Annotated in this window: 27 protein-coding genes; 20 read left to right on the top strand and 7 right to left on the bottom strand. The window is 34.3% G+C overall.

Features of this window, described 5'->3' with window-relative positions:
• Window positions 1-77: 77 nt before the first annotated feature.
• Entirely contained in the window at window positions 78-1343 is a 1266-nt protein-coding gene (locus CSUIS19073_RS04410) for an apolipoprotein N-acyltransferase (RefSeq protein WP_086236902.1), read from the bottom strand.
• Between CSUIS19073_RS04410 and yajC the strand changes: the two genes are divergently transcribed.
• The 18 genes from yajC (at window position 1316) to ilvA (ending at window position 19317) form a co-directional block, all read left to right on the top strand.
• A complete protein-coding gene (gene yajC, locus CSUIS19073_RS04405; RefSeq protein ID WP_086236901.1) occupies window positions 1316-1606 on the top strand; it encodes a preprotein translocase subunit YajC in 291 nt (96 codons plus the stop codon). The two genes, CSUIS19073_RS04410 and yajC, sit on opposite strands and share 28 nt — an antisense overlap.
• Window positions 1593-3176 (top strand): protein translocase subunit SecD, encoded by a 1584-nt coding sequence (secD, locus tag CSUIS19073_RS04400; protein WP_086242505.1) that lies wholly within the window; start codon window positions 1593-1595, stop codon window positions 3174-3176. Before yajC ends, secD begins: the two co-directional genes overlap by 14 nt.
• A gap of 2 nt (window positions 3177-3178) precedes the next feature.
• Window positions 3179-4153: a protein translocase subunit SecF gene (gene secF / locus CSUIS19073_RS04395; RefSeq protein WP_086236899.1), complete on the top strand. Its 975-nt coding sequence runs from the start codon at window positions 3179-3181 to the stop codon at window positions 4151-4153.
• 9 nt (window positions 4154-4162) lie between these two features.
• On the top strand, window positions 4163-4501 hold the full coding sequence (locus CSUIS19073_RS04390) for a DUF6394 family protein (protein ID WP_086236898.1): 339 nt from the start codon (window positions 4163-4165) through the stop codon (window positions 4499-4501).
• A gap of 10 nt (window positions 4502-4511) precedes the next feature.
• Entirely contained in the window at window positions 4512-6944 is a 2433-nt protein-coding gene (gene leuS, locus CSUIS19073_RS04385) for a leucine--tRNA ligase (protein WP_086242506.1), read from the top strand.
• A 1-nt stretch (window position 6945) separates the two neighbouring features.
• Window positions 6946-7485, top strand: coding sequence for an LPS assembly lipoprotein LptE (lptE, locus tag CSUIS19073_RS04380; RefSeq protein ID WP_086242507.1), 540 nt, complete (start codon window positions 6946-6948; stop codon window positions 7483-7485).
• A complete protein-coding gene (locus CSUIS19073_RS04375; RefSeq protein ID WP_086236895.1) occupies window positions 7466-9001 on the top strand; it encodes a GGDEF domain-containing protein in 1536 nt (511 codons plus the stop codon). The genes lptE and CSUIS19073_RS04375 overlap by 20 nt, the downstream gene beginning before the upstream one ends.
• Window positions 9001-10164, top strand: a complete 1164-nt coding sequence (locus CSUIS19073_RS04370) for a Mur ligase family protein (protein ID WP_086236953.1) — start codon at window positions 9001-9003, stop codon at window positions 10162-10164. Before CSUIS19073_RS04375 ends, CSUIS19073_RS04370 begins: the two co-directional genes overlap by 1 nt.
• The gene (locus tag CSUIS19073_RS04365) at window positions 10154-11047 is read left to right on the top strand and encodes a M23 family metallopeptidase (RefSeq protein WP_086236894.1); all 894 of its coding nucleotides are present in this window, start codon (window positions 10154-10156) and stop codon (window positions 11045-11047) included. The genes CSUIS19073_RS04370 and CSUIS19073_RS04365 overlap by 11 nt, the downstream gene beginning before the upstream one ends.
• Window positions 10996-11415: a bactofilin family protein gene (locus tag CSUIS19073_RS04360; RefSeq protein ID WP_086236893.1), complete on the top strand. Its 420-nt coding sequence runs from the start codon at window positions 10996-10998 to the stop codon at window positions 11413-11415. Before CSUIS19073_RS04365 ends, CSUIS19073_RS04360 begins: the two co-directional genes overlap by 52 nt.
• Window positions 11396-14344 (top strand): transcription-repair coupling factor, encoded by a 2949-nt coding sequence (gene mfd / locus CSUIS19073_RS04355; protein WP_086242508.1) that lies wholly within the window; start codon window positions 11396-11398, stop codon window positions 14342-14344. Before CSUIS19073_RS04360 ends, mfd begins: the two co-directional genes overlap by 20 nt.
• Window positions 14341-14931: a putative metalloprotease CJM1_0395 family protein gene (locus tag CSUIS19073_RS04350; RefSeq protein ID WP_086242509.1), complete on the top strand. Its 591-nt coding sequence runs from the start codon at window positions 14341-14343 to the stop codon at window positions 14929-14931. The genes mfd and CSUIS19073_RS04350 overlap by 4 nt, the downstream gene beginning before the upstream one ends.
• A complete protein-coding gene (locus tag CSUIS19073_RS04345) occupies window positions 14931-15680 on the top strand; it encodes a DUF815 domain-containing protein (protein ID WP_086236890.1) in 750 nt (249 codons plus the stop codon). The genes CSUIS19073_RS04350 and CSUIS19073_RS04345 overlap by 1 nt, the downstream gene beginning before the upstream one ends.
• On the top strand, window positions 15667-16341 hold the full coding sequence (locus CSUIS19073_RS04340) for a 3-methyladenine DNA glycosylase (protein ID WP_086242510.1): 675 nt from the start codon (window positions 15667-15669) through the stop codon (window positions 16339-16341). Before CSUIS19073_RS04345 ends, CSUIS19073_RS04340 begins: the two co-directional genes overlap by 14 nt.
• A gap of 303 nt (window positions 16342-16644) precedes the next feature.
• Window positions 16645-17022: a hypothetical protein gene (locus CSUIS19073_RS04335; RefSeq protein WP_086242512.1), complete on the top strand. Its 378-nt coding sequence runs from the start codon at window positions 16645-16647 to the stop codon at window positions 17020-17022.
• 224 nt (window positions 17023-17246) lie between these two features.
• A complete protein-coding gene (locus CSUIS19073_RS04330; RefSeq protein ID WP_086236886.1) occupies window positions 17247-17615 on the top strand; it encodes a YgiW/YdeI family stress tolerance OB fold protein in 369 nt (122 codons plus the stop codon).
• A gap of 108 nt (window positions 17616-17723) precedes the next feature.
• Window positions 17724-18122: a CoA-binding protein gene (locus CSUIS19073_RS04325; RefSeq protein WP_086242513.1), complete on the top strand. Its 399-nt coding sequence runs from the start codon at window positions 17724-17726 to the stop codon at window positions 18120-18122.
• Window positions 18106-19317 carry a threonine ammonia-lyase gene (gene ilvA, locus CSUIS19073_RS04320; RefSeq protein ID WP_086236884.1) on the top strand — a complete coding sequence of 404 codons (1212 nt, stop codon included), beginning with the start codon at window positions 18106-18108 and terminating at the stop codon, window positions 19315-19317. Before CSUIS19073_RS04325 ends, ilvA begins: the two co-directional genes overlap by 17 nt.
• Before the next feature lie 21 nt (window positions 19318-19338).
• On the opposite strand, the gene uvrC is transcribed toward ilvA, so the two are convergent.
• Together uvrC and CSUIS19073_RS04310 are read right to left on the bottom strand one after the other, a co-directional pair.
• Window positions 19339-21132 (bottom strand): excinuclease ABC subunit UvrC, encoded by a 1794-nt coding sequence (gene uvrC / locus CSUIS19073_RS04315; RefSeq protein ID WP_086242514.1) that lies wholly within the window; start codon window positions 21130-21132, stop codon window positions 19339-19341.
• Window positions 21119-21562 carry a hypothetical protein gene (locus tag CSUIS19073_RS04310; RefSeq protein WP_086236882.1) on the bottom strand — a complete coding sequence of 148 codons (444 nt, stop codon included), beginning with the start codon at window positions 21560-21562 and terminating at the stop codon, window positions 21119-21121. The genes uvrC and CSUIS19073_RS04310 overlap by 14 nt, the downstream gene beginning before the upstream one ends.
• A 154-nt stretch (window positions 21563-21716) precedes the next feature.
• On the opposite strand from CSUIS19073_RS04310, the gene guaA reads away from it, so the two are divergent.
• Together guaA and CSUIS19073_RS04300 are read left to right on the top strand one after the other, a co-directional pair.
• Window positions 21717-23249 (top strand): glutamine-hydrolyzing GMP synthase, encoded by a 1533-nt coding sequence (gene guaA, locus CSUIS19073_RS04305; protein ID WP_086236881.1) that lies wholly within the window; start codon window positions 21717-21719, stop codon window positions 23247-23249.
• A gap of 22 nt (window positions 23250-23271) precedes the next feature.
• Window positions 23272-23913, top strand: a complete 642-nt coding sequence (locus tag CSUIS19073_RS04300; RefSeq protein WP_086236880.1) for a uroporphyrinogen-III synthase — start codon at window positions 23272-23274, stop codon at window positions 23911-23913.
• On the opposite strand, the gene CSUIS19073_RS04295 is transcribed toward CSUIS19073_RS04300, so the two are convergent.
• The 4 genes from CSUIS19073_RS04295 to CSUIS19073_RS04280 are packed head-to-tail and all read right to left on the bottom strand — an operon-like array spanning window position 23899 to window position 26751.
• Window positions 23899-24684, bottom strand: coding sequence for an undecaprenyl-diphosphate phosphatase (locus CSUIS19073_RS04295; protein ID WP_086236879.1), 786 nt, complete (start codon window positions 24682-24684; stop codon window positions 23899-23901). The two genes, CSUIS19073_RS04300 and CSUIS19073_RS04295, sit on opposite strands and share 15 nt — an antisense overlap.
• Before the next feature lies 1 nt (window position 24685).
• Window positions 24686-25294 (bottom strand): thiamine phosphate synthase, encoded by a 609-nt coding sequence (gene thiE, locus CSUIS19073_RS04290; protein ID WP_086236878.1) that lies wholly within the window; start codon window positions 25292-25294, stop codon window positions 24686-24688.
• Window positions 25291-26016 carry a transporter substrate-binding domain-containing protein gene (locus tag CSUIS19073_RS04285; protein WP_086236877.1) on the bottom strand — a complete coding sequence of 242 codons (726 nt, stop codon included), beginning with the start codon at window positions 26014-26016 and terminating at the stop codon, window positions 25291-25293. Before CSUIS19073_RS04285 ends, thiE begins: the two co-directional genes overlap by 4 nt.
• Window positions 26017-26025: 9 nt before the next feature.
• On the bottom strand, window positions 26026-26751 hold the full coding sequence (locus tag CSUIS19073_RS04280; protein ID WP_086236876.1) for a basic amino acid ABC transporter substrate-binding protein: 726 nt from the start codon (window positions 26749-26751) through the stop codon (window positions 26026-26028).
• Window positions 26752-26761 lie beyond the last annotated feature (10 nt).

Genomic DNA, 26761 nt, shown 5'->3' with positions numbered 1-26761 from the left:
CATTAATCTAAGCTTAAATTTAATAAAATAAGATAAAAATTTATAATATTTCAATATTGTGTTACTTATGGTAACTTTTATGGGGTGATTAACTGACTTAAGCTGCCATTTATGCTATGATATATCGTGGTTTTATGCTTAAATGCCATTAATTTTAGTAGTTTGCTTTGTAAATTTGGCTGGGTAGATGGGCTAAACCACGCATTATTGCTAATAGCTATCATAAATTTAGGATCATTCTTAAATAGCTCATCTTTAGTAGCTTCGTAGCAGATGGCGTTTCTAATCTTTACTCCATCAATCTCATAATCACTTACCCCATTAGCCTTGCTATAATCCACCGCAGAGCCAAAAAATAGGGTATTAATAGGATTTTTAATGAAATTTGGCAGCGGGATCTCCTCGCCAAATGGGACTAAAATGAGCTTATCAAGCCTTTGAAATTCCCCTTTATCAAATATATATGTTGAGTTATAAAGCTTATTATCGCTAACCCCTAAGGCTCCAGCTATTATGGCTATTTGGTGGGATTTTTGCTTAAGCTCACTAAGTAGAATTTGGCTTTTATTTAAAAATAGCGGAAAGGCACTCTCAGGCAGCACCACAGCCCTAGAGCCATCTTGGATAGCTAGGTCGATTATATCAAGATTGCTTTTGATAATCTTATCTTTTGTGTTGCGATCCCAAATTTGATCTTGGCTAAGATCTGTGCTAATAAGCGAAATATCAAATGGCAAACTCTCATATTTGGCTGGTTTATTGTAGCTAATCATAAGGGAGCAAATAAGCAATATAACCCCAAAATATCCATTAAATTTAATAGCTATAATAAGGCAGATTATCACCAAAGCAAGGGTATATATAGATGGGATAAACGGGGTATCTATAAAGATTAATTGAAAATTTAACCAATCAAAGCCAAAAGGGGCAATGAGATTAGCAAAAAGCAAGAAAATCGCCTTAATATATATATTTTCTAGCCAACCAATAGCCAAAAATATAAAGCCATATATTAAGCAAATTCCCAAAATTTCAATAGGTATAAGATAGCTAAAATTATAATAAATCAAACTAAAGCTAATCCAGTAAAACCAAAATAATCCGATAAAAAACCCACTCCAAAACCAAATTTTTCTATCATTTTTTAATAATAGATATAGACCTAAAATTGCACTAATTAGACCTAAATTTGCAATATATTTTAAATTTAGTAGATCTAAAAATATAAAAAGCGAGAGTAAAATAGATATTATAAAGCCTTTTATTATAAATTTTAATGTAAAATAATCAACTAATTTTTTCTTAAAGGATCCACATGGCAGAAAATTCAATGCTAACTTCATTATTACCCCTTGTTGTATTGTTCGCAATATTCTATTTTTTAGTTATTAGACCACAGCAAAAACAGCAGCGTGAGCATAAAAATATGCTAGCCAATCTCCAAAAAGGCGATAAAATCGTAACAAATGGAGGCTTAGTGTGCGAGGTCATAAAACCAGAAGATGATTTTATCAAAGTTAAACTTAATGATGATGTAATTGTCCGCATTGATAGAAATTTTGTCGCCAAAAAATTAGACAAAATAGAGTCTAATGATGAGAAGTAGGATAACTTACAGGCTTATAGTTTTTATCCTTGCTTTTGCGTTTGGCATATTCTTTTCTATGCCAAGCTTCACTGATAGTCAAAATGGTAAAAAGGTAAGCCTAGGACTAGATCTACAAGGCGGTTTGTATATGCTCTTAAGCGTCCAAACAGAGTCTGCAATAATCTCTAAAATCAAAACAATAGCCTCAGCTATAAAGTATGATACCGATAAAAATGATATATTAGTAGATAGATTAAAAGCTGATGAAAATGGCATTAATATATCGCTTTTAGATGGAGATGATGCTAAGAGATTAGATGAAATTTTGACTAAAATCAGCGGTGTAGAGGTGCAAAAAGATGGATTGAATTATAGAGTTTTGCTCACCCCACAAGAGAAGATCGATACCTCTAAATACGCAGTAGATCAAGCTGTAGAGACTATTAGAAACCGCTTAGATCAATTTGGCTTAGCTGAGCCTACGGTGATTAAGCAAGGAGAGGATAAAATTTTAGTTGAACTTCCTGGTATTAAGAGTGCTGCTGATGAGCAAAGGGCTATGGATTTGATAGCAAAATCAGCCCACTTACAGCTAATGGCAGTTGATGAAAAGCGTCAAGATATAGCTCAAACTATGAATGAAGATGAGGCCGCAGCTTATGGAGATCTATTATTAAGCGATGCTAAAAATCCAAGATATAAGTATTTGGTAAATGAAATTCCAATTTTAGATGGAAGTATGCTAGTAGATGCTAGGGTGGCATTTGATAATCAAACAAATATGCCAATTATAAATTTCACCCTAAATGCTCAAGGGGCTGCTAAATTCGGTGATTTTACTGGGGCAAATGTAGGCAAAAGACTTGCTATAGTCTTAGATAATAGAGTATATTCAGCCCCATCTATTAATGAGAGAATCGGCGGTGGAAGTGGTCAAATAAGCGGTGGATTTAGCATTGAAGAGGCTCGTGATATAGCTATAGCTTTACGAAGTGGAGCCTTAATAGCACCTGTAAATTTGGAAGAAAAAAGAAGTATAGGCCCAAGCCTAGGTCAGCAAAGCATCGATCAAAGTATGATAGCTCTATCTTTAGGGGCTGTTTTGGTTTTATTATTTATGGTTTTAGTGTATGGCTTAGCTGGAGTTTTGGCTAATATTGCTTTGGTTGTAAATATATTGCTACTTATAGCGGTTATGGCGTTATTTGGTGCGACGCTTACACTTCCTGGTATGGCTGGGATACTACTAACTATAGGCATGGCAGTTGATGCAAATGTCATTATAAATGAGCGTATTAGGGAGCTTTTAAAAGAGGGACACAATATACATACTTGTATCCAAAAGGGATATCAAAATGCTATGAGTGCGATTGTTGATTCAAATTTAACTACGCTTATAACTTCAGCTGCCCTATATGCTTATGGGACTGGACCAGTAAAAGGCTTTGCTGTAACTATGAGTATCGGTATCATCGCTTCTATGCTAACTGCGATTTTAGGCACTCATGGTATGTTTGAGTTTTTAAGCCGTAAGATAGAAAGAGGTAGTAGTGTGCTTTGGTTTGGTTATAGGATTAAAAGGGGCTAATAATGCAGATATTTGATAAGGGTAAAATATATAATTTTATGGGTATTAGATGGGTTATGTTTGCCATCTCTGCTACGCTATTTTTTGGCTCTATTGCTCTTTTATTTACCAAGGGGTTAAATTATGGGATTGACTTTGCTGGTGGGACACTAATTCAGGTTAAATATCATGATAAAGATGCGCCAATAGATTTGATTAGAGATAAATTTTCTAGTAATGAAATTTTAAAAAATGCTAGTATAACTGAGTTTGGCTCAGCTAGTGAAATCACCATTAGATATACCACAACTAGCGATAGTTTGGGTAATAATCCTGGGGCTTTTGTGGCTGATATGCTTAAAGGTAGTGGAGAATTTGAGATTCGCAGAGTTGATGTGGTAGGGCCAAAAATCGGTAGTGAGCTAAGAGAGAAGGGGATAATGGCTGTGATTGTCTCTCTTGTGCTTATACTTATATATCTTGGTGTTAGATTTGAGTGGAGATTTGCTCTAGCTGCTATATTTAGCGAAATTCACGATGTGGTTATAGTGCTTGGGGCTATTAGTTTGCTTAGTATTGATGTAAATTTAGATACCCTTGCGGCGATTTTAACCGTTCTTGGCTACTCGCTAAATGATACTATCATTATTTTTGATAGGATTAGAGAGAGGGTTAAAGAGAGTAAATTTATAGAGCTATTTGGCGTGATTAATGAGTCTGTATCGCTTACTCTTTCTAGGACTTTGATGACATCAGTTACCACACTTTTAGCCGTTATTACGCTATTTTTCTATGGTGGAGATATGATACATGGCTTTTCTATTATTATGATAATTGGAATTTTGATTGGGACTATTAGCTCAGTTTTTATCGCTGCGCCTATGCTTAGTTGGTTTAGATTTAGTGTTGAAGAGTATAGAGCTTTAATGGTTGCTAAAGAGCTAAGAAAGAAAGAGAAAGAGAAAATTCGCGCTATGTATGAAAAAGGTAGATTATAAGGAGTTTATATGGATTGGGGTAAGGTTATATTTACATTTTTTGCACTTATGAGCTTGACTACTACGGCTGGTTTTTTATTTGAGGATAATGCTGTTGCGTTATTTATCGCTGCTAGTATAAATTTGATCTCTACCTTGCTTAAAGTAGGGGTAAGAAACCTACTTGCAGCTGAGCTTTTTGCTAGTTCATTGGTGGCTGATTTACATCTAATTCCTGCTTTTGTGTTGCTTATAACTGGCTATAGTCAAAGTATGGTATATACGCTAGTTATTGGTGCGATTTTGGCAAATATATTTTCTATTATTTTAATATTGATAGAAGCGTATAAAACTAGAGATGAATTCTAAGGATAAATAAATGCAATACATAGCTAAAGATATAGAGTATAAATGGCAAAGCACATGGAGAGATAGCGGTTATAGTGAGCCTAAAGATGATTATAATTTGCCTAAAAAGTATATTTTATCAATGTTTCCATATCCAAGCGGTAGGCTCCATATGGGGCATGTGCGAAACTATAGTATAGGAGATGCCCTATCTAGATACTATAGAAATCAAGGCTTTAATGTCCTTCAGCCAATGGGCTTTGATAGCTTTGGTATGCCAGCAGAAAATGCTGCTATAAAGCATAAAATCCATCCTAAGAAATGGACTTATGAAAATATTGATTATATGATAAAAGAGCTTGATTCTTTGGGGTTTAGCTTCTCTAAAAAGAGATTACTAGCTACAAGCGATCCACTTTATACAAAGTGGGAGCAAGAGTTTTTTATAAAAATGTATGAAAAAGGCTTAGTATATCGCAAATCAGCTGTAGTAAATTGGTGTGAAAATGACCAAACCGTCTTAGCAAATGAGCAAGTCGAAGATGGCAAATGCTGGAGATGTGGGCATGAAGTAGTCCAAAAAGAGATGCCAGGATACTATCTTAAAATAACTGAATATGCCAATGAGCTTTTAGAGTGTTTAAAGGATTTAGAGGGCAAATGGCCAAGCCAGGTTATTACTATGCAAGAGAATTGGATAGGAAAGAGCAATGGGCTTGAGTTTAAATTTGAGTTTGATGATAGTAGTAAAGAGATAGTCAAAAATGATGGATTTATGGTCTTTACCACTAGACCAGATACTATTTATGGTGTTAGCTATTGTGCTTTAGCACCTGAGCATGATATTGTAAAGGGATTATTAAATAGCGAATTTATAAGCACAGATATAAAAGATAAGATTAAATCTATGTTAAATCAAAGCCCTAAAGAGCGTCAAATAGCCGATAAAGATGGGGTATATTTAGGTATTAATGCTATCCATCCGCTAACCAAAGAGCTAGTGCCGATATGGTGTGCTAATTTTGTATTAGCCCAGTATGGGCATGGGGCATTGATGGCAGTTCCAGCGCATGATGAGCGGGATTATGAGTTTGCTATTAAATTTAATTTGCCTATTAAGAAGGTAATAGAGTGCGATGAGTTGCCATATACTCAAAAAAGTGGTAAGCATATAAATTCTAATATGATAAATGGCAAGGAGTATGAAGAGGCTAGTAGGGTTATTATAAATTATTTTCAAAATAATAACACTGGCAAAGAGGTTACAAACTATAAATTAAGAGATTGGGGTATCTCTAGGCAGAGATATTGGGGTGCGCCTATACCAATGGTGCATTGTGATAAATGCGGAATTGTAGCCCAAAAGCTTGAAAATTTGCCTATTTTATTGCCTGATGATGTGGTTATCACTGGGGAGGGAAATCCGCTAGATAAGCATCCAAATTTTAAAAACTGCAAATGCCCTAAATGCGGTAATCAAGCTAAAAGAGAAACCGATACTATGGATACATTTTTTGAAAGTAGCTGGTATTTTGCTAGATATGCAAGTGATGAGAAAACTTGGGAAAAAGTAGCCATAGATAAAAAAAGCGTTGATTACTGGATGAGCGTAGATCAATATATCGGCGGGATAGAGCATGCTATACTTCATCTTTTATACGCTAGATTTTTTCAGAAAGTTTTAAGAGATCTTGGATATTTGCGTGATAGTGAGCCTTTTGCTAGTTTGCTTACTCAAGGTATGGTCTTAAAAGATGGTGCTAAGATGAGTAAAAGCAAGGGAAATACAGTTGATCCTGATGAGATTATCGCTAAATATGGTGCTGATACAGCAAGGCTATTTATACTCTTTGCAGCCCCACCGCAAAAGGAGCTTGAGTGGAATGATAGTGCCGTTGAGGGTGCGTTTAAGTTTATAAATAGGCTTTGTGATAGAAGTGTAAATGCCTATAAAACAGAGCAAATTCCAGATATAAATCACTCAAATTTAGATAAAGATGAAAAATACGCAAGATTAAAGGTCTATGAAGCGCTTAAAAAATCAAGCGATGTTTTTGAGAGTAGCTTTGCTTTTAATACCTTAATCGCAGCTTGTATGGAGGCTCTAAATGCCCTAAATGCTCAAAATAATAAAGATATATGGACAGAGGGCTACTATATAATTTTAAATTTACTAGAGCCAATTATTCCGCATATTTGTTGGGAGCTTAGTAGCAAGCTATTTGGGCTTAAAAATTTTAGAAAAATTGAGCTAAAAAGCGAGGTTTTTGATAGTGATATAATAAATTTAGTAATTACTATAAATGGCAAAAGAAGAGCCCAAATCGAAGTAGATAAGAGCTTAAGCAATGAAGAGATAATTGCTCAAGCCAAAGTCGCAGTATCTAAGTGGATCGCACAAGCACAAATAGTAAAAGAAATTTATGTACCAAATAAACTTGTAAATATCGTTATAAAGGGCTAAAGTGAGACTATTTGCCGTTTTATTGCTAGCTTTTTTGATTGTGGGTTGTGGATATAAGCCATCTAGCGTAGCTGCTAGAGATGTTTTGGGTGGTAGTGTTTGGATTGATGTGATTATTAGCAAGATTGATCCAGAGAGTTCAGTCAATATAAAAGATGGTATAAAATCTGCTATGTTAAGACGCCTTGGGACTGATCTAGTATCAAAAGATCTAGCTGAGAGTACAATTATCGCATCTATAAAATCGCTGACATTTACCGCTATTTCATATGACCAATTTGGCTATGCTACTGCATATAAGGCAAATTTGATTATGGAGTATAGATTAAAGCAAAAAAATGGCAATATTAAGAGTATTTTAGCTAGTGGGGATTATGATTTTCGTGTAACAAGAAGGCTTAATGATAAGCGATTTACCGATAGTGTTATTAGCGATAGTGAGAGATTTGACGCTATTACAAATGCCTCACTTCAAAGTTTTGATGAATTTATAAGCAAGTTAGCTATGCAAGGTCTTTTAGATGGCAAGTCTAATATCTGATGTTATAAAAGATGTATTTCAAGAAGCAAGTCAAAAGAAAATCACCCTAACTCCTGATAATTATCACACTCTTTTTTGTGCTGCAGCAGCTAGAAGGGGTCTTAGTGCGATGGAGTGTAAGAAGCTAGAAAATTATATATCCAAGCTAGATCAAAGCTATCAAAATGAGCTAAAAAAGATGAATGTAAGAAATATTGATGAGCTTTTTGCTTTCATTAGCTCTAGACTAAATCGTGCTAATCCAACTGATATTACTAAGATTAGTCTAGCTCAAACGATGCTTTTAAAGCGAATTTTACACGCTATAAATTTATTACATAATACCAAAGCTAAGGATTTAGCAAATTCAAGTATCTCTATGCTAGATGGTGTAATAAGCGTAGATAGTTTAAATTTGATTAGAGATCGTTGGTTTGATTTTGTTTCGCATTTTGATGATAACTATATAAAAAGATTAGAAAAATATGGGATAAAACAAAGCGATGATATAGAGAGCATAATCTCTAAAATAGAGAAATTTAAAGATAATTCTAAAGAACAAGATTTAAAATATCTTAAAATTTGCGATCTACTTATAGCGGCTTTAGTCCCATCTATAGCACCAAGTGCCGATGATGATATAGCCGCAGTTAGCGAGCATTTAAGGCAAGATCCAGCCTTGCTTAGTAGCCCAGCTATGGAAGATGATATTAAGAGATGTATCTTAAAAAGAGTTAGGCTTGACCAAAATGAGATAAAGCATAAAATTGCTATTTTAGATGGGATATTAAATAGTTTAAATACCCAAATTCAAGATTTTGCCACGACGCTTTTAGATAATGGCAGTATGGTTGATAGTGCTATTTTTGATATGGATAGTATCACTTCAATTGATGATTATAATACCATAAAGCTAAAATTGCAAAATACATCAAATAGCCTTCGTAGCGAGATAAAAGCGATGGGCTCAAAATTAAGCGATGATAGTAAGGTTATAAATAATCTAAAAGAGCGAGTAAAAGAGCTTGAAGAGATGATAGCTAGGGCTAATATCCAAAAAGATGAGATAACAGGGTTAAATAATAAAAGTAGCTTTGAGATGGAGCTAGCTAGCATTGAAGAGGCTAATTTAAAATATGGCGTGGATTATGCTATTATGATTATTGGGATTAATGGCTTAGATGATACTAGTGCTAAATATGGGGCAAATGCTAAAGATGCTATCTTATCTACAATGGCTAAAATTATACAAAATCGCTGTTTAAATGGCGAATTTATCGCTAGGACAAATACAGATGAGTTTGTGATATTAGTAGCAAATTTGGATACAAATGGTTGTGTGAATTTAGCCCAAATGATGTTAAATGATATTTCAGGGTATAAATTTAGATATAAAAATGAGCATATCATAGTAGGTGCTAGCTGTGGAATTGCCATTAGATCTAGTGCAAATAACCAAACTGATATGATACAAAGGGCAAATTTGAGATTAAAATCAGCCAGAAGCGAGGGGTTAAATTGCATAAAAGCGATTTGATGGATTATGAGAAATTCCTAAGCTCAAAGCCTATTTATTATAAAGAGATTGATTATGAGAGATTTCCTAGGATTTTTAAACAAATTAAGCTAAATACGCCACCAATTATCCATATATTAGGCACTAATGGCAAGGGTAGTACTGGCAGATTTCTTACTCAAATTCTCTCTTCTAGTGGTAAAAAAGTAGCGCATTATAGTAGTCCGCATATATTTGATTTTAGTGAGAGATTTTATAGTAGTTGTGAAGTCATTGATAAAGATAGATTAAATTTAGCTCACATTAAGCTTTTAGATATTTTTAACTCCTTTGATAACGCAAATCAGATGATAGAGAGTTTAAGCTATTTTGAGTGGGCAACCTTGATGGCTGGAGTTCTATTTGATGGGTATGATTATCTTATTATGGAGGCTGGAATGGGTGGTGAGTATGACGCTACTAACGCCTTTGATAAAATCCTTAGCATTTTTACGCCAATTGGCTTAGATCATACTGATATGCTTGGGGATACTCTTAGTAAGATTGCTACAACCAAGCTTAATGCGATGGGAGGGGTGGCTTTGGTTAGTAGCGAATTTGCCTGTAAAGATATAGCTAAAGAGATTGCTAAGAGTAAAAATACAAATTTAATATTCCAAAGCGATATATTTCAAAGTAGCATTGATGAGTATGCTAAGAGATTTAATTTGCCTGAGTTTTTAAAGATGAATCTAAGCTTAGCGGCAAATGCGGCTCACATTTTGGGTGTAGAGAATTTGGATAATATAATTTTAAATTTAGATAAATTAAGCTTAATTGGCAGATGCCAAAGGATAAAGGATAATCTAATAGCAGATGTCGGCCATAACCCCCACGCAGCTAAAGCCGTAGCAAAATATCTACAAGATATAGGCTGGGATAGGGTAAATTTGATATATAATGCCTTTGATGATAAAGATATTTTTGGAGTTTTATCAAGCTTAAAGCCTTTTATTGATACAATTTTGGTTTATAATTATCCAAGTCAAAATAGAAAATTAGCAGTAGATAGGATTATTGAGCTTTCAAAAGAGCTTAAAATTAAGTGCTTTGAGTTTAAAAATCTTGATGAAAAAGAGCGTTATTTGCTCTTTGGATCGTTTATGTTAGTAGAAAATTTTATTAAGGAAGAGATTGAAAGATAAGATTGTAGTTACCATAACTGATGTTAATGGCTCTAGAAACTATCTATTAAGTCAGGTATTAAAGAAAATTTTTATATATATTTTTGCTATTTTATTATTGATTTTTGTCTTTGGGGCTTTATATATGGGCTATTTACAAGATGAGACAAATGCTCTTAGGCAGACCAAAGAGGAGCTAATAAGCAGTAGCGAGAGTTTAAATTTAGAGTATGAAAAGATGAAGCAAAAGCTCTCCACTAAAGAAGAGGAGCTAATAGCAATCGAGGATAAAATTTCTCTTTTAGAAGAGCAAATAGGGCTAAATGATGAGGCAAATAGCACTACAATAGATGATAGATTAGAAAATATTAAGCTTACAGTAGAGCAGCAAAATATACTATTTTCGATGATTCCAAATGGTAAAGTGATGGAAGATGGTGGTGTAACGGCTGAGTTTGGCTGGAGAATTCACCCAGTTTTAGGTCATAGACACTTACATCAAGGTATTGATCTTAGAGCGCCAATTGGAACTCCAGTATATGCACCCGCTGATGGAGTGGTCCAAGTAGCTGGATTTAATATAGTTAGCGGATATGGATATTTGGTGGTTTTAGAGCATAATTTTGGCTTTAAGACTAGATTTGCCCATCTATCAAGGAAAGATGTTGTCAAAGAGGGGCAGTTTGTTAAAAAAGGAGATTTAATAGGCTATAGTGGTAATACTGGTATAAGCACAGGCCCGCATTTACACTATGAGATTAGGTTTGTGCAAAGACCACTAGATCCAGCAAATTTTATTAATTGGAATAGAAAAAATTACGAAGAAATATTTCAAAAGGAGAAGAGAGTATCATGGCAGTCTTTAGTAAAAGCAGTGGCAAATTTAACTCTGAAACAACCATAATATCAGAAGGTGCTTATATAAAAGGGGAGTTGGCTTGCAGTTCGGTTTTATACATAGAAGGGCATGTAGATGGTATGATTAAATCTAGCAACACAGTTGTAATTGGTAAAAATGGTAAAGTTACTGGGATTATCACAGCTTCTAAAGTTGTGATAAATGGCGTTTTTGAGGGTAATATCGATTCTGATTCAGTTGAGATTTTAAGCGGTGGATTTGTGCTAGGCGATATATGCTCAGGTAGCTTAAGTATAGAAACTGGCGGTAGATTTGATGGTAAAAATTCGCTCAAAGCCTCAGACTCTATGAGATCTTTAGAAAATTTAGAGATAATTGACACAGAGGAAAGTGGTGCAATCAAGGGTATATGAGTTTTTTAAAACCCATAAAGATCAGTTTCAAATTTTAATTGTTAGCGATGATAAAGATGCGCTCAAAGCTTACGCTGCAGCTAGTTATGCTGGGCGTGAGTGCTTTATCCTTCCTGATTTTAGAGCTAAAAACGGCGATGATTTAAGAGCTTTTAATAGTGAGCTTTTAGATATTAGCAAGGCTTTGAGCGAATTTCATCTAAGCACAAATCCAAATAAACTTATAATCTCCCCATTTAGAACAATCCTAAATAAACTCCCAAGCGCAAATCAGCTAAAGGTAAAAAAGATAAATTTCGCTGATACCATCGACTTAAATAGCTTTAAAGATGAGATGCTAGGGTATGGATATACATTTGTTGATATTGTAGAAAGTAGGGGCGAGATAAGGGTTAGTGGCGATATAATCGATATTTTTAGCGTTGGAGATGAGCAGCCTTGTAGAATTACACTAGATATTGATATAGTAGAGAATATTCGCAGATTTGACCCCGCTACCCAAAAGAGCATTAGCAATGAAGAGAGCATTACGATTACTCCATATGTAGCAGCACTTAGCGATAGTGAGTTTAAGAGCACTTTAGATAGCTTACAAGAGATCAAAACAAATAATTTGGTAAATGATTTAAATTCATTTGGCTTTTGGGTCATTGATGGATTTATAGATTACTTAGAGCAGTTTAAAGCTATTAAGGATTGTGAGATTGACTACGATGATTGCGATATGGATATAAGCAAACTTAGTAGCATTGATACCTTGCCAAAATCAAAAATATATAGAGCCTTTGAAGGTAGCATTAATAGTGATCTTATAGCATTTCATAAGGATAAAAAGATAGAGATTTTAAGCTCTAATGAGAGTGCATTTAGGGCTTTGGGATTAGAGATAAATCCAAATTTAAGTTTTATTAAAAGCGATTTAATATTAAATTTAATAAGCAAAGATGAGCTTATAATCAGCCTAAACCGCCTTACTTCTCGTAAGAAAAGACAGAAAACTAGCATTGTTTTAGATGAGTTAAAAATCGGAGATTTTGTAGTTCATAGTGAGTATGGCATTGGTAAATTTGCTGGTCTTGAGCTAATTTGTGTGCTTGGCAATAGTAAGGAATTTGTGGTATTAACCTATCAAAATGATGATAGATTGCTCCTTCCTACAGAGCACCTTGATATGATAGATAGGTATATTGCTGGAAGTGGTGCGGTGGTAAATTTAGATAAGCTTGGTAAAGCGAGTTTTACAAAGCTTAAGCAAAAAGTCAAAGAGAAGCTATTTATCATCGCTAGTAAGATTATCTCACTAGCAGCTAAAAGGGAGCTGATAGAGGGTGTTAAAATCGATATTGATAGTGCTGAATTTGCTAGTTTTCAAGCACAAGCTGGATTTGAATACACTCAAGATCAAAGTGTAGCTATAAGCTCTATTTTAAATCATTTAAGAAGTGGCAAGGTAATGGATATGCTCTTAAGTGGCGATGTAGGCTTTGGCAAGACTGAAGTAGCTATGAATGCGATATTTGCTTGTGTTAAAAGTGGATTTCAAGCTCTATTTTTCGTGCCTACTACCTTGCTTTGTGCTCAGCACTATAAAAGCTTAAGCGATAGATTGAGTAAATTTGATATTGATGTTAGGCGACTTGATAGATTTAGCACGGCTAAAGATAAGGCTAGATTACTTGCTGATTTAAAGGGCTCTAAACCACTTGTGGTTATTGGGACACACGCACTTTTGAGCGTTCAAAGTGTGAATTTGGGTCTAATCATTATCGATGAAGAGCATAAATTTGGGGTAAAACAAAAAGAGAAATTAAAAGAATTTAGCGATCATTCCCATTTATTATCTATGTCAGCTACTCCGATTCCAAGAAGCTTAAATATGGCTCTTAGCTCCATTAAAAGCTATGCCACACTCACCACGCCGCCACTTGATAGATTAGATGTTCGCACCTTTGTCAAGCAGTGGGATAGAAGCTTGATTAAAGAGGCGATTATGCGTGAGCTACGCCGTGCTGGGCAGATATTTTACTTGCATAATAAAATTGCTGATATGCCAAGCATTGAGCGTGAGATCAAAGATATAGTGCCAAATTTAAAGATTCTTACTCTTCATAGCAAGATTGATGCGAAAACTAGTGAAGATGAGATGATTAAATTTGCTAATGGCGAGTATGATTTATTGCTTTGTACTAGCATTGTTGAGAGTGGAATTCATATCCCAAATGCAAATACAATTATAATTGATGAAGCAAATAAATTTGGTATTGCGGATTTACATCAGCTCCGTGGTAGAGTAGGTAGAGGCTCTAAGCAGGGGTATTGCTATTTCTTAGTAGAAAATAAAGATGAGCTAAGCGATGAAGCGCTTAAGCGTCTTGTGGCACTAGAGTCAAATTCATTCCTTGGCAGTGGTGCTTTGCTTGCTTATCATGATTTAGAGATTAGGGGTGGCGGAAATTTAATTGGAGAAGCACAAAGCGGTCATATAGAGGCCATTGGCTACTCTTTATATCTTAAAATGCTAGAAGATGAGATAAATTCGCTTTTAAATAAAAATGATAAAAAGGAGTCTCAAGTAGATATTAAACTTAGTGTAAATGCCTTTTTAAATAGTGAGCTAATTAGCGAAGATAGATTAAGACTAGAGCTTTATAGGCGTCTTAGTAAGTGTAATCAAGCAAGTGAAGTATATGAAATTGGTGGGGAGATTGAAGATAGATTTGGCAAGCTTGATATTTATACTAAGCAGTTTTTAGATATTATAGTTATAAAGATTATGTCAGCACAGCAAGGATTTAAGAGCGTTAGTAGCTATGAGCAAAATATCACTTTAACCAAAATCGATGGAACAAAAGTTGCTTTAAAATCGCCAAGCAAAGATGATGATGATGTCTTAGCTGAAATTTTACGCTATTTAAGGAAAAATAGATGACTATTTCTGGGCTATCTTACCATCAGCCACTTTATACTATAGAAAAAGAGGTTTCGCAAGAGAAGCAAAGTAGCGATAGCAACACGCAAAATTCACAAGATCAAGCTAGTAAATATGAGCTAACAAAAGAGCAAAAGATGCAAATTACCCAGTTGCAAAAGCGTGATTTAGAAGTTAGAACTCACGAAGCAGCGCATATGTCAGCTGGAGCTGGGCTTACAACTGGTGCTACCTATAGCTACCAAAGGGGGCCAGATAATAAAATGTATGCTATAGGCGGTGAAGTTGGCATAGACACATCTCCAGGCAATACGCCAGAAGAGACATTGAAAAAAGCAGGACAAATCAAAAGAGCCGCCCTAGCGCCAGCTCAGCCTAGTGCGGCTGATTTACAAGTAGCAGCTACGGCCACAAGCATGGAGATTGATGCTAAGATAGAAATTCAAAAAAATCAAACCCAAGAAGCAAAAGAAAAAAGAGATCAAAATACCCAAAATTCGCAATCAAACTATCTAAACGAGCAATTAAAAAACTCATACACAGCTATGAGCGTGGATTATACATCTAAAACAATAGGGGTATTTTAGTGAAAATAAAGTGGAAAAAGACCAAAGCAGCTATCGTAAGAGATGGAAAATTAAAGGCCGTAAGTGAGCTTGCCTATACAAATTTAGATGATTTAATAGGACTTAAAGAGCAAAAAGAGAAGCTTGTAAATAATACGCTAAAATTTATTAATGATGATGTTGTAAATCATGTACTTTTATGGGGCGAGAGGGGTTGTGGTAAATCTAGCCTTGTAAGGGCTGTATTTTGTAAATTTATGGATATGAATTTAAGGCTTATAGAGATAAGCACTAAAGAGCTTAAGTATCTTCATAAAATTTTAGATAAAATTAGAGATAAAAAGAGATATAAATTTATTATTTTTTGCGATGATTTTGGGTTTGAAAATACAGATAGCTCATTATCTGAGTTAAAAAATCTTCTTGAAGGCTCTATTCAAGCGACCCCATCAAATGTGATATTTTACGCTACGACCAATTTAAAACATCTTGTAAAAAGCAAACCAAATAGCGATAATTATATCATTGAGAAGGAAAATAGCAGGGAGAATTTAAGCCTTGCTGATAGATTTGGACTTCATATTAGCTTTTATGAGTTAGGGATCGATGAGTATATCGATATTGTGAGTAAATTTTTTGAAGGTAGCAATATCAATAAAGATAGGATAAAAAATGAAGCCCTAGCATACGCAGCTAGTAAGGGTGTAAGAAGCCCTAGAAATGCTAAGCAGTTTTGGCAAATGACAAAGGAGTATATTGAGAAGCGTTGAGCTATTTTTAGCACTTGATGAAGTTTGTGAGTTTGATTTTAATCTAAATAGGCATTGGTGGCCTGATTATGGGACTTTTTGGGTTATAGTGGGTGCTATTTTAACCCAAAATAGCAAGTGGTCTAGCGTAGAAAAATCCTTAAATAATCTAAAAAATTATGGCGTTAGAACTCTAAATGATATAGCAAATTTAGATATTGAGATATTAAGTGAGCTTATTAAGCCAAGTGGATTTTACAACACTAAGGCTAAGAGATTAAATCTGCTTTGTAATAATATTGTAACTAAATTTGATAGCTTTGATGAGTTTGCTAGTAGGGTTAGCTTTGATTGGCTCATAGCTCAAAAGGGCTTGGGGCTAGAGAGTGTTTATTCTATTTTATGCTTTGCTTGTGGGCGTGATGAGATGGTCGTTGATAGCTATACTAATCGGATTTTAAGGGCCCTTGGGTATGAGTTTGAGAGTTATGAAGAGACTAAAGAGTGGTTAGAGAGCATTGATAGAGATGAGGTTTATAAAGCAATTGGCGATATAAGCGATAATGAGCTATTTTGCCGCTATCATGGGGTTATTGTGGAATTTTGCAAACGCCACTTAAAAGGGGCTAAATTTGATGATTTTGCGTTAAATTTATTTAATAAGCTTAGCGATATATTATAATATTAATTTAGTAGATATTTAGATGGGCAGTTAAATGGGGATTTTGGTAGATTTTTTAAGTGGTTTGTTTCTTATTTTTGCGCTATTACTACTATTGATTATTTTGTTTTCATCTATTTTGATGATATTTTTTTATTTTAAAAAAAGAGCTGATTATAGTTTTAAATCGGATTTAGCTTTTAGGATTTTTGTTTTTTGTTTTTCTTATCCAATTCTTACTTTTATTCTTGGTTTAAGTGCTTTTGCTTGGGCGAATATTTTTATAATTTTTCATTAAAATAATATATTTTTAAGGAGATTAATATGTTTGCTGGTATTATTGGTTTATTTACAATTGGAGCTTTTATATCTTTATTGCTTATACTTACTATATTTGGCTTGATTTGTCTATTTTTCTTACCATTTGCTATTGTTAATAGGTTATTTCCAGACCCATACGCTAAGCCATTTAAGGATAATTTTTTAGGAATTGGTGATAAATTTCCTTTTTTGTATAAGATACCAAAATTGGCTTTGAGATTTAGCTTTGCTAATGGTGATTATTCTAATTACACTGATGAAGAGTTAAAAAAATTTAAAAAAATTAGAGAGTTTTTATTTAAATTAATTTTTCGTTTTAATGTGATAATATACCCGATTTTTATGATTTCTACGCTTTTTATCTCTAGTTTGTTTCGGTGAAAATTTTGTTAAAATTAAGGTATTTTATAAAAAAGCAATAAAATATAAGTTATTATGGGGAATTTAGTTTGATTAGTTTTTGGCTATCTTTGCTTTTGTAAAGATAAAAAGCTATAACTTTAGACAAAATTTTTATATATTCATTAAAATATACTTTTAAATTTCACACTTGCTTAACAAATATGGTATAAAATTACGCCATATTAATTATTAAAGGAAGTAAAATGAAAAAAATTAGTTTGATAGCGATTTTAGCTTTAGCAATTAGTGCTAACGCAGCAGGCTTTACAGGCGGTCAAGCACCGATTAATCAAGGTGGATTTTTAGGTCCAAAAAGCGGAGTTACAACAGTCAAAGAAGCTCTTCGTGCTTGGGATGATACTTTGGTTGAGATAAAAGGCAAAATCATAGCTCAAGTCGGACATGAAAAGTATAAATTTAGCGATGGCAAAGATACTATTATCATAGAGATTGATGATGAGGATTGGTATGGGCTTAGCGTAGGTCCTGATGAAGTTGTCACAATATATGGTGAAGTCGATGGCAATGGCGTTTTTGCCAATGAAATTGATGTAAAAAGAATTATTAAATAAATAATCACACTACCAAAAGCTTATTACCAAAGCTTTTGGGTAATTTAAATTTAAACTTAGCAAAATTTCGTTAAAATCTAAACCTAAAAATCACAAAAAAGAAAAATAATGCAAAATATCTTAAATTCAATGAAAAATATAGCCGTTGTAGGCTTTAGCCCTGATCCAAATAAGGCTAGTAATCATGTTGGTAACTACTTAATAGAGCAAGGTTTTAATGTATTTGCCATATATCCAAAAAGCGTAGAGATAAATGGACGCCAAACATATCAAAGCTTAAGCGAGATTAATCAAAATATAGATACTATAGTTATGTTTAGAAAGGCTGAATTTGCCACTGAATTAGCCAAAGAAGCAGTGAAATTAGGCGTGAAAAATCTATGGCTGCAATTAGGGATTATAAATGATGAGGCTAAGCAGATTGCGCAAAATGCGGGGTTAAATTTCGTTCAAGATGCTTGTATAATGATAGAGCATAAAAGGATTAAGAATGATAAGTTTAAATAAAATTATCCAAGCTAAGCGTAATATCGATGGATTTGTGGCTAAAACTCCTTTTGGATTTGCTCCTAAATTAAGCAAGATAGCAGATGCGCAAATTTATCTTAAAAAAGAGAATTTACAAATAACTGGTGCTTATAAGGTCAGGGGTGCTTTTAATAAAATTGCAAATTTAGATGAAGATGCCAAAAAGTGTGGAGTCGTAGCAGCAAGTGCTGGTAATCACGCTCAAGGGGTAGCAATCAGCGCAAAGCACTTTGGTGTTAAATCCACAATTATCATGCCAGAAGCAGCACCGCTATCAAAGGTCGCTGGGACTAAAGCCCTTGGTGCTGAAGTGATTTTAAAGGGAGATAATTTTGATGAGGCTTATGCGTATGCCTTAGAGTATGCTAAAGAGAATAATATGAGCTTTATCCATCCATTTGATGATGAGCTAGTCCAAGCCGGTCAAGGAACAATCGCTCTAGAGATGCTAGATGAGGTTAGCGATCTTGATTATATAGTTGTGCCAGTTGGCGGTGGTGGGCTTATTAGCGGTGTGGCAAGTTGTGCTAAGCAGATTAATCCAAATATTAAGATTATTGGCGTTAGTGCTAAGGGGGCTCCAGCTATGTTTGAGAGCTTTAAAGATAGGTGCCAACACAATTCTAAAAGTGTCCGCACCATTGCTGATGGAATTGCTGTTAGAGATGCTAGTAAGATTACTCTAGCTCATATTTTAGAAAGCGTAGATGAGATGGTACAAGTAGATGATGAGGAGATCGCAAATGCGATTTTATATCTTTTAGAGCAGCAAAAAATTATGGTTGAAGGAGCTGGTGCGGTATCGGTAGCAGCCATTTTGGAGAGTAAATTTGAGTTTAAAAAGGGCTCTAAGATCGGTGCTATCTTAAGCGGTGGCAATATAGATGTACAAACTCTAAGCGTGATTATAGAAAAAGGCCTTTTAAAGAGCTATAGAAAGATGATAATTAATGTTACTTTGATCGATAAGCCAGGTGCTTTAATGGCACTTGGAGATGTCTTAAGGATTGCTGGGGCAAATATCGTTAAGATTGATTATGATAGATTTTCAACCAAATTAAGCTATGGCGATGCTAAGATAACCATCACTTTAGAGACTAAAGGCAAGGAGCACCAAGATAGAGTTCAAAAAGCCTTAAAAGACGCTGGATACGAATATACTCAAGAGTTTTAGCTCTTGATTTAATGGCTAAATTTAGCTTTTTGTTATCTTTTGGGCTACGCTTTTATTGGTTACTTTTTTTATCTCATCAAAGCTAGCATTTTGGATATTTTCAAAGCTACCAAAGTAGTTAATAAGCTTGATTATTGATCCTTTTGATATACCAAGAGTGGCTAATTGACTGCTTTGTATATCAATTTTTTGCCTACTTTTTTGATGAAAACTAATGGCAAATCTATGCGCCTCATCTCGCAAACGCTGGATAAATTGCAGTTTTGTATCATTTGGATTAAGGCTAAATTTGCCTATATTTGTGTAAATTTTATCACTTGCCCTGCCTTTTGCTCTATTTGCTTTAGCGTCAATTTTTTCTTTAGATATTGCGATTATATCGACATTTGCTCCACTACTTTTGATTATTTGATTGGCTAAATTTAGCAAGGCATCGCCACCATCTATAATCCATAAATCAGGAGCTGGGGCTTTATCAAAGCTTTTGGCTCTATGGGTTAATAGCTTTGACATTTGGTCATAATCATTTATATCTTGAAGGTGCATATGGCGATATTTTGCTTTATTAAATTCCCCATTTTCCCACACGACCATAGCGCCAACTGGAGCTGAGCCAAATAGATGAGAGTTATCAAAAATCTCAATTTTTAATGGTAGATTATTTAGCTCAAATAGATCTTGAATTTCCCTTGCTAGAGTGTAATCATTTGTTTTGATATGTTTTTTTATAAACTCAAGAGCATTTTGGTAGGCGATATCTACTAGCTCTTTTTTCTCTGCGATTTTTGGCTGAGTGATTTGAAATTTTCTATTATGGCGTAAATTTAATATATCAGTTAAAATATTCTCATCTTCAAGCTTTGCGTATGTGTAAATTTTAGTCGCACCTACAGGCTGATCTATTGTAAAAGCATCTAAAATCATAGTTGAGTATAACGCTTCTAAATCCGATTCTATCATATCTTGAGCTGGTTTAATACTGTGAGTACAAAAGCAAACTCTACCATCTCTAATGCTAAATCTAACACCACAAACAAAGCCAGAATTTACATTGACGCTAATGACCTCAAAATCCTCTAATTTAGCTAGATCGATTTGGATTTTTACGCTTGTATCGTTAATGGTTTTGATCTGATCTCTTATCTTAGCAGCCTCTTCATAGTTCTCATTTTGGGCTAAATTTAGCATTGTTTTTTCTAAATTTGGTATTAAAAGCTCTGGATTTTTAATCTTTTTTATAGCTTCATTTACGATTTTAGCGTAATCATTTTTATCAATTAGCCCAAGACAAGGAGCGTAGCAGCGGTTAATTTGATGAAATAAGCACCCCTTTTTCTCTTTTAGGCATAATCTTTTTTGGACTAGTTTAAACTCTAAATACAAAGCTTCTAAAATCTCATTAGCACCTTTGAAAAATGGGCCAAAATATTTGATATTAGAGCCTTTTAACACCTTTCTAGTTATCTCAAATCTAGGAAAATCGCTATTTAAATCTAAGCATATATATGGGTAGGTTTTATCATCTCTTAATAAGATATTATATTTTGGGTGAAGTTGCTTGATAAATGAATTTTCTAGTATCAACGCATCTTGTTCGCTTTGAGTAGTGATCCACTCTATATGCACAGCTTGGCTTATCATCTTTGCTATGCGTGGGCTAAGATTTGAATTTGGCGTAGCATCAGCGTTAAAATAGCTTTTTACTCGGTTTTTTAAATTCTTAGCTTTGCCAACATATAAAAGCTTTGCATTTTTATCAAAATATTGATAAATTCCTGGGCTATTTGGTAGCGATTTTAGCTCATCTATTAGCATTTATGGACTCTCTTAATCTTTCAAAAAGTTCGTAAATATCTCTATCTTTGGCGTTATTTTGAAATTTTCCATCACTTCGCTCTATGAAAATTGGCTTTTGCTCTTTGGGTATTTCTTGGAAATTTTTAGGTTTTGTGATGAAAACTACTACGCTATTTACAGGGGTTAGGGTAGTGCTAGGAGCATTATGAATATATGTGTTTAATAGGTTTTTTATCTGAAATTTGATACTATCGTGATTTAGCTCAAATTTGGCAAGTGGATGCACCACAGCGATAAATAAATTTCCATCTTTTTGGTATGTAAATTTAATAAGCCTATTTTTGGCAACGCCGAGCAATTTTAATATATCTCTTGTCTCTTTTGCGGCTTTTAATTTTTTATATTTAGGATCGTTTATAATATGGTTAATAATCTCAAAACTTTGCATATGGCAATTATAGCCGTTTTTTGCTTAATTTTTTTAGCAGGATGTGGATATAAGGCAGATCCATTCTATACAGATTTTAAACAAGAGATTAAGGCTAATTAATTAATAAGCCAAATTTAGATAGACTTGCGTAAATTTAATTTTAGGATAAATTATGAAAAATGCTGATATTTTGGTGCTAGATTTTGGCTCACAATATACCCAATTAATTGCTAGAAGACTTAGAGAGCAAGGCGTTTATACCGAGCTTATGCCCTTTAATGCTAGCATTGAGACCATAAGAGCAAAAAACCCAAAAGGGATAATTCTAAGTGGTGGCCCAGCAAGTGTGTATGATGAGAATGCTTATTTTTGTGATGATGGGGTATTTTCTCTTGGACTTCCTATCCTTGGGATATGCTATGGTATGCAGTTAATCGCTCATAAAAATGGCGCCAATGTCGCTCCAGCCAATCACAAAGAGTATGGTAAGGCAAATATAGAGATTATAAAAGAGTGCGAGTTTATGAGTGGTGTGGTAAATAATAGCGTTGTATGGATGAGCCACTCTGATAAGGTAAATGAACTTCCAAAGGGCTTTGAAGTAATAGCAAAGAGCCAAAATAGCGAATTTTGTGTATTTGGTGATTTTGAGCGTAAAATTTATGCTATGCAGTTTCATCCAGAGGTGGCTCATAGCGAATTTGGTAGTGTAATGCTTAAAAACTTTGCTAAGATTTGTGGGTGCGATAGCACTTGGAATATGGGAAGTTTTGCTAAAACTCAAATTGCTGCCATTAGAGAAAAAGTAGGCGATGATAAGGTATTGTGTGCTGTAAGTGGCGGAGTGGATAGCTCTGTTGTTGCTGCACTTTTAGCAGCTGCAGTGCCTGAGAATTTGATAGTGGTATTTGTAGATAATGGCTTACTACGAACTAATGAGGCTAAGCAAGTTGAAGAGATGTTTAAGCTTAAACTTGGAGTAAATTTAATCAGCATTGATGCTAGTGAGCTATTTTTGAGCCGTTTAAAAGGGGTAAGGGATCCAGAGAAAAAACGCAAAATTATTGGTGAGACATTTATAGAGGTTTTTGACTCTGAAGCTAAAAAACACGCTAATGTAAAATATCTAGCTCAAGGAACTCTATATACTGATATAATCGAGAGTAGCGTAGCTGGTGCGTCTAAAACCATTAAGAGCCATCACAATGTAGGCGGACTTCCTGAATGGATGAAATTTGAGCTTATTGAGCCATTAAGAGAGATTTTCAAAGATGAGGTTAGAGCACTTGGGCTTGAGCTTGGGCTTAGCCGTGATGTGGTATTTCGCCATCCATTCCCTGGGCCAGGACTTGCTATACGCATAATGGGCGAGGTAAATGAGCCTAGCCTTGAGCTACTTAGAAAAGCTGATGTAATTTTACGAGAAGAGCTAAAAAGTAGTGGCTGGTATGATAAGACTTGGCAAGCATTTTGCGTGCTTTTAAATGTAAATTCAGTAGGCGTAATGGGGGATAATAGGACATATGAGAATGCTGTTTGTATCCGTGTAGTTGATGCGAGCGATGGTATGACGGCTAGCTTTTCAAGGCTCCCATATGATTTATTAGAAAATTGTAGCCGCCGTATAATAAACGAAGTAAGCGGAATTAACCGTGTAGTTTATGATATCAGCTCTAAGCCACCAGCGACAATTGAGTGGGAGTAGGGTGGATTTTCTAGATTAAGATATGATATATCTACTCTCCAATACGCCTTTTGATGATGAGAGCGTGGAGCAAATTTCGCTTTGTAGGATTGAGTTTAATAAATTTAATCTTGATTTAAGTGAATTTGACGCTCTTATAGTTACTAGCAAAAACGCTATTAATTCGCTTAAATTTAACTCTATAACCTTAGCTGATATTTTGGTTTTTGCTATTGGCAAGGCTACGGCTCTAGCTTGTAAGGAGTTTGGATTTAGGCAAATTTATGAGGCTAAGAATTCGCATGGAAGCGAGTTTGGTGCTGAAATTTTAGAAAAATTAGATGGCAAGAGAGTAGTATTTATCAAAGCTAAAGAGACAATTTCAAATTTAGATATATACTTTCGTCAAAACGGCATTGATATAAGCGTAATTGATGGCTATGAAAATATAATTTTAAAAAATAATAGCTATGAAAAACCGCAATTAAACTCAGTTTTAATTTTTACAAGTCCTATGAATGTGCGTGCGTTTATCCAAAATTTTGGCTGGGATCATAGCTACAAAGCAGTAGCTATAGGCAAAGCTACAGCTAAGGAGCTAAAGGACTATTGCGACCCTATAATCTCTAAATCGCAAAGCATAAAAGATTGCGTAGAATTAGCTAAATCTTTAAACAAGATATGAGCCAAATAACAAAAACGCTAATCCTAAAATTATGCGGTAAATCCCAAAGCTAATATAGCTAAAGTGTGCCACAAAACGCAAAAATAGCTTAATAACCACAAGAGCAACTATAAACGCTACAGCCCCACCAAGTAAAAATATCCAAATTTGATCTAAATTTGTAGCGAAAATCTCTCTATTTTTATAGCTATCATATATTGTAGCTGCTATCATTGTAGGAATTGCAAGTAAGAAGCTAAATCTAGCTGCCACTTCACGGCTAAGCCCGCAAAGCAACCCAGTAATAATAGTAGAGCCACTTCTAGAGGTGCCAGGAATCATAGCTAAGCACTGACTAAGACCGATTATAAAGGCTTGTTTGTGGCTGATATTGTGAATATGCGTGGTGCTTGGAGTATAGCTAGGGCGTTTTTGAAATAGCTCAACAATGATAAAAACAATACCGCCAATGATAAGCATATATGCTACAGTGTTTGGGTTAAATAGCTCTTTAATGTATTTATAGGCCAAAAAACCTATAATCGCAGTTGGGATAAATCCGATAATTAGCTTGATCCATAGTAAAATATCACTTGTAAGACGCTCTTTAAAAGCCCACACAACAGCCAAAATACTACCAAGCTGAATGACAACCTCAAAGCATTTTAAAATTTCATTTTGCTTAAGTCCTAAAAAGTGTGAAGTAAGGATCATATGCCCAGTTGAGCTAACTGGCAAAAACTCAGTAAGCCCCTCTACAATGCCTAAGATTATCGCTGAGATTATATCCATTTTATCCCTTTAATGCTCTATTTAATTTATCTATATTGTCCTTTATAGATCCACCTGTATATAGTGCGGATATTATAGCTATGTAATCAACGCCAATATCTTTTATTAAATTTAAATTTGAGCTATTAATTCCACCTATTACGGCGATTTTTTCTTTAAATTTTAATCTAGCTTCTTTGATTATATTAAGCGGACATAGCGGTGCGTTTGGCTTAGAGCTGCTAGGAAATAGCGAGCCAAATGCGATATAATCAGCGCCATTTTTAGTAGCATTCCTAGCTAGGTTTAAATCGCTATAACAGCTAACTCCTATAAATGCTTCATACCCTAAAATATCCCTAGCTCTTTTTAGACTCTCATCATCTTTGCCGATATGAACGCCACTAGCTTGAACTATTTTGGCTAGATTTACATCATCATTTATTATAAATTTACTATTATAACTTTTACAAATTTTTGCTATCTCTTTTAGAAGTGATATATCGTGATTTTGGCTTTTATTTCTATATTGAATTATCTTAACTCCACTATTTAAAAGCTCATTAATTTGAGCTTTTAAAGTATGATTTGGAGTGAAATTTTGATCAGTTAATGCGTAAATTTGATTCATTTAAGATCATATTTAACAAGTAGTTTATCATAAGTGCCATTATCTTTGATCTCTTTTAAGGCTGCATTAAATTTATTTAAAAATTCGCTATTTTTACCCTTATTAAAAGCAAAGCTAAATCCATCACTACCATCTGACTCTTCTAAGAAATTTACAATGTCTCTATTTTTATTTAGATACCCAAACCCAACAGAGCTATCTACGATTACTACATCTACTTTTTTGGCTTTTAAATTCATAATAGAACCAGCAATGCCTTCAGTTGGAATAACTCTAGCTCCTTTTATTGAATGTGCTACGCCCTCTTGAACTGTGCCAAGCATCACGCCAATTTTAAGGTTGTTTAGCTGCTCTTTTGATACGATTTTATCATTATTTGCAAGTTTTAAATATAAATTTTTAGTAAAAAAATATGGATCACTAAAATCAACAGATTTTTTACGCTCATTAGTAGCACTCATAGAAGCAGCAATCATATCGATTTTACCGGCTTTTAAAGCTGGAATTAAGGCATCAAAGCCAATTTTTATAAATTTATACTCAAATCCAGCAACTTTAGATATTTCATCGATTAAATCAATATCAAATCCAGCGATTTTGCCATTTTCATCTATATAATCAAATGGCGGATACTCAGCATCAGAACCGATGATAATCTCCTTAGCATTTAAGGCTACAGATAGACAAAATATAGCCACAAATATCTTAAATAAATTTCTCATTTAACTCCCTTATTTTAGATCATATTTGATTAAAAGTTCATCATAAGTGCCATTTCTCTTTAGCTCATCTATAGCACTATCTACCTTAGCTTGAAGCTCTTTATTTTTATTTTTATCAAAAGCAAAGCTAAATCCATCGCTACCATCTGGAAGGATTAAAAATTCAGCTAAATCTGGATTTTGCTTTAAATACCCATAGCCTATAGAGCTATCTACTATTAAGGCATCGGCTTTTGAGTTTTTCACAGCCATAACCGCACCAAAAATTTCATCAATAGTCATAACTTTAGCTGATTTAATCTCTCTAGCGGCTAACTCTTGGACTGTGCCTAATTGGACAGATATTTTTTTGCCTTCTAATTGCTCAAGCTTGGTTAAATCTTTATTATCAGCTCTTTTTATAAATAAATTCATAGTATTATAGTATGGTTTGCTAAAATCAACAGCCTTAGCTCTTATAGGAGTAGCACTCATAGCTGAAGCTATAATGTCGATTTTACCGGCTTTTAAAGCTGGAATTAAAGCATCAAAAGAGATATTTACAATCTCAAATTTAAACCCAGCAATCTTAGATATTTCGCTTATTAAATCAATATCAAACCCAGTTATTTGATTTTGCTCATTTATAAATTCAAATGGCGGATATGTAGCGTTTGTGCCGACTTTTATCGTTTGGCTAAGAGCCAAAGTAGCTAATAAAGCAACACCGAAAAATAGTTTGAAAAATAGTTTCATTTAAGCTCCT

It is taken from the genome of Campylobacter sp. RM19073 (genome assembly GCF_024723495.1).
In the GTDB taxonomy this organism is placed as follows: Bacteria; Campylobacterota; Campylobacteria; order Campylobacterales; family Campylobacteraceae; genus Campylobacter; species Campylobacter porcelli.
The sequence above is the reverse complement of the archived record's forward strand: the minus strand, read 5'-3'. Positions and strand labels throughout refer to the sequence as shown.

Bases quoted from the DNA above. Each gene is read 5' to 3' on its own strand.
- CSUIS19073_RS04330 (WP_086236886.1), top strand. From the start codon at position 17,247: ATGAAAAAAATTAGTTTGATAGCGATTTTAGCTTTAGCAATTAGTGCT.
- secF (WP_086236899.1), top strand. From the start codon at position 3,179: ATGCAGATATTTGATAAGGGTAAAATATATAATTTTATGGGTATTAGA.
- CSUIS19073_RS04335 (WP_086242512.1), top strand. From the start codon at position 16,645: ATGTTTGCTGGTATTATTGGTTTATTTACAATTGGAGCTTTTATATCT.
- uvrC (WP_086242514.1), bottom strand. From the start codon at position 21,132: ATGCTAATAGATGAGCTAAAATCGCTACCAAATAGCCCAGGAATTTAT.
- leuS (WP_086242506.1), top strand. From the start codon at position 4,512: ATGCAATACATAGCTAAAGATATAGAGTATAAATGGCAAAGCACATGG.
- CSUIS19073_RS04285 (WP_086236877.1), bottom strand. From the start codon at position 26,016: ATGAGAAATTTATTTAAGATATTTGTGGCTATATTTTGTCTATCTGTA.
- CSUIS19073_RS04295 (WP_086236879.1), bottom strand. From the start codon at position 24,684: ATGGATATAATCTCAGCGATAATCTTAGGCATTGTAGAGGGGCTTACT.
- CSUIS19073_RS04390 (WP_086236898.1), top strand. From the start codon at position 4,163: ATGGATTGGGGTAAGGTTATATTTACATTTTTTGCACTTATGAGCTTG.
- guaA (WP_086236881.1), top strand. From the start codon at position 21,717: ATGAAAAATGCTGATATTTTGGTGCTAGATTTTGGCTCACAATATACC.
- CSUIS19073_RS04350 (WP_086242509.1), top strand. From the start codon at position 14,341: ATGACTATTTCTGGGCTATCTTACCATCAGCCACTTTATACTATAGAA.
- ilvA (WP_086236884.1), top strand. From the start codon at position 18,106: ATGATAAGTTTAAATAAAATTATCCAAGCTAAGCGTAATATCGATGGA.
- CSUIS19073_RS04300 (WP_086236880.1), top strand. From the start codon at position 23,272: ATGATATATCTACTCTCCAATACGCCTTTTGATGATGAGAGCGTGGAG.
- CSUIS19073_RS04410 (WP_086236902.1), bottom strand. From the start codon at position 1,343: ATGAAGTTAGCATTGAATTTTCTGCCATGTGGATCCTTTAAGAAAAAA.
- CSUIS19073_RS04325 (WP_086242513.1), top strand. From the start codon at position 17,724: ATGCAAAATATCTTAAATTCAATGAAAAATATAGCCGTTGTAGGCTTT.
- CSUIS19073_RS04280 (WP_086236876.1), bottom strand. From the start codon at position 26,751: ATGAAACTATTTTTCAAACTATTTTTCGGTGTTGCTTTATTAGCTACT.
- yajC (WP_086236901.1), top strand. From the start codon at position 1,316: ATGGCAGAAAATTCAATGCTAACTTCATTATTACCCCTTGTTGTATTG.
- CSUIS19073_RS04375 (WP_086236895.1), top strand. From the start codon at position 7,466: ATGGCAAGTCTAATATCTGATGTTATAAAAGATGTATTTCAAGAAGCA.
- thiE (WP_086236878.1), bottom strand. From the start codon at position 25,294: ATGAATCAAATTTACGCATTAACTGATCAAAATTTCACTCCAAATCAT.
- CSUIS19073_RS04370 (WP_086236953.1), top strand. From the start codon at position 9,001: ATGGATTATGAGAAATTCCTAAGCTCAAAGCCTATTTATTATAAAGAG.
- CSUIS19073_RS04310 (WP_086236882.1), bottom strand. From the start codon at position 21,562: ATGCAAAGTTTTGAGATTATTAACCATATTATAAACGATCCTAAATAT.
- secD (WP_086242505.1), top strand. From the start codon at position 1,593: ATGATGAGAAGTAGGATAACTTACAGGCTTATAGTTTTTATCCTTGCT.
- CSUIS19073_RS04360 (WP_086236893.1), top strand. From the start codon at position 10,996: ATGGCAGTCTTTAGTAAAAGCAGTGGCAAATTTAACTCTGAAACAACC.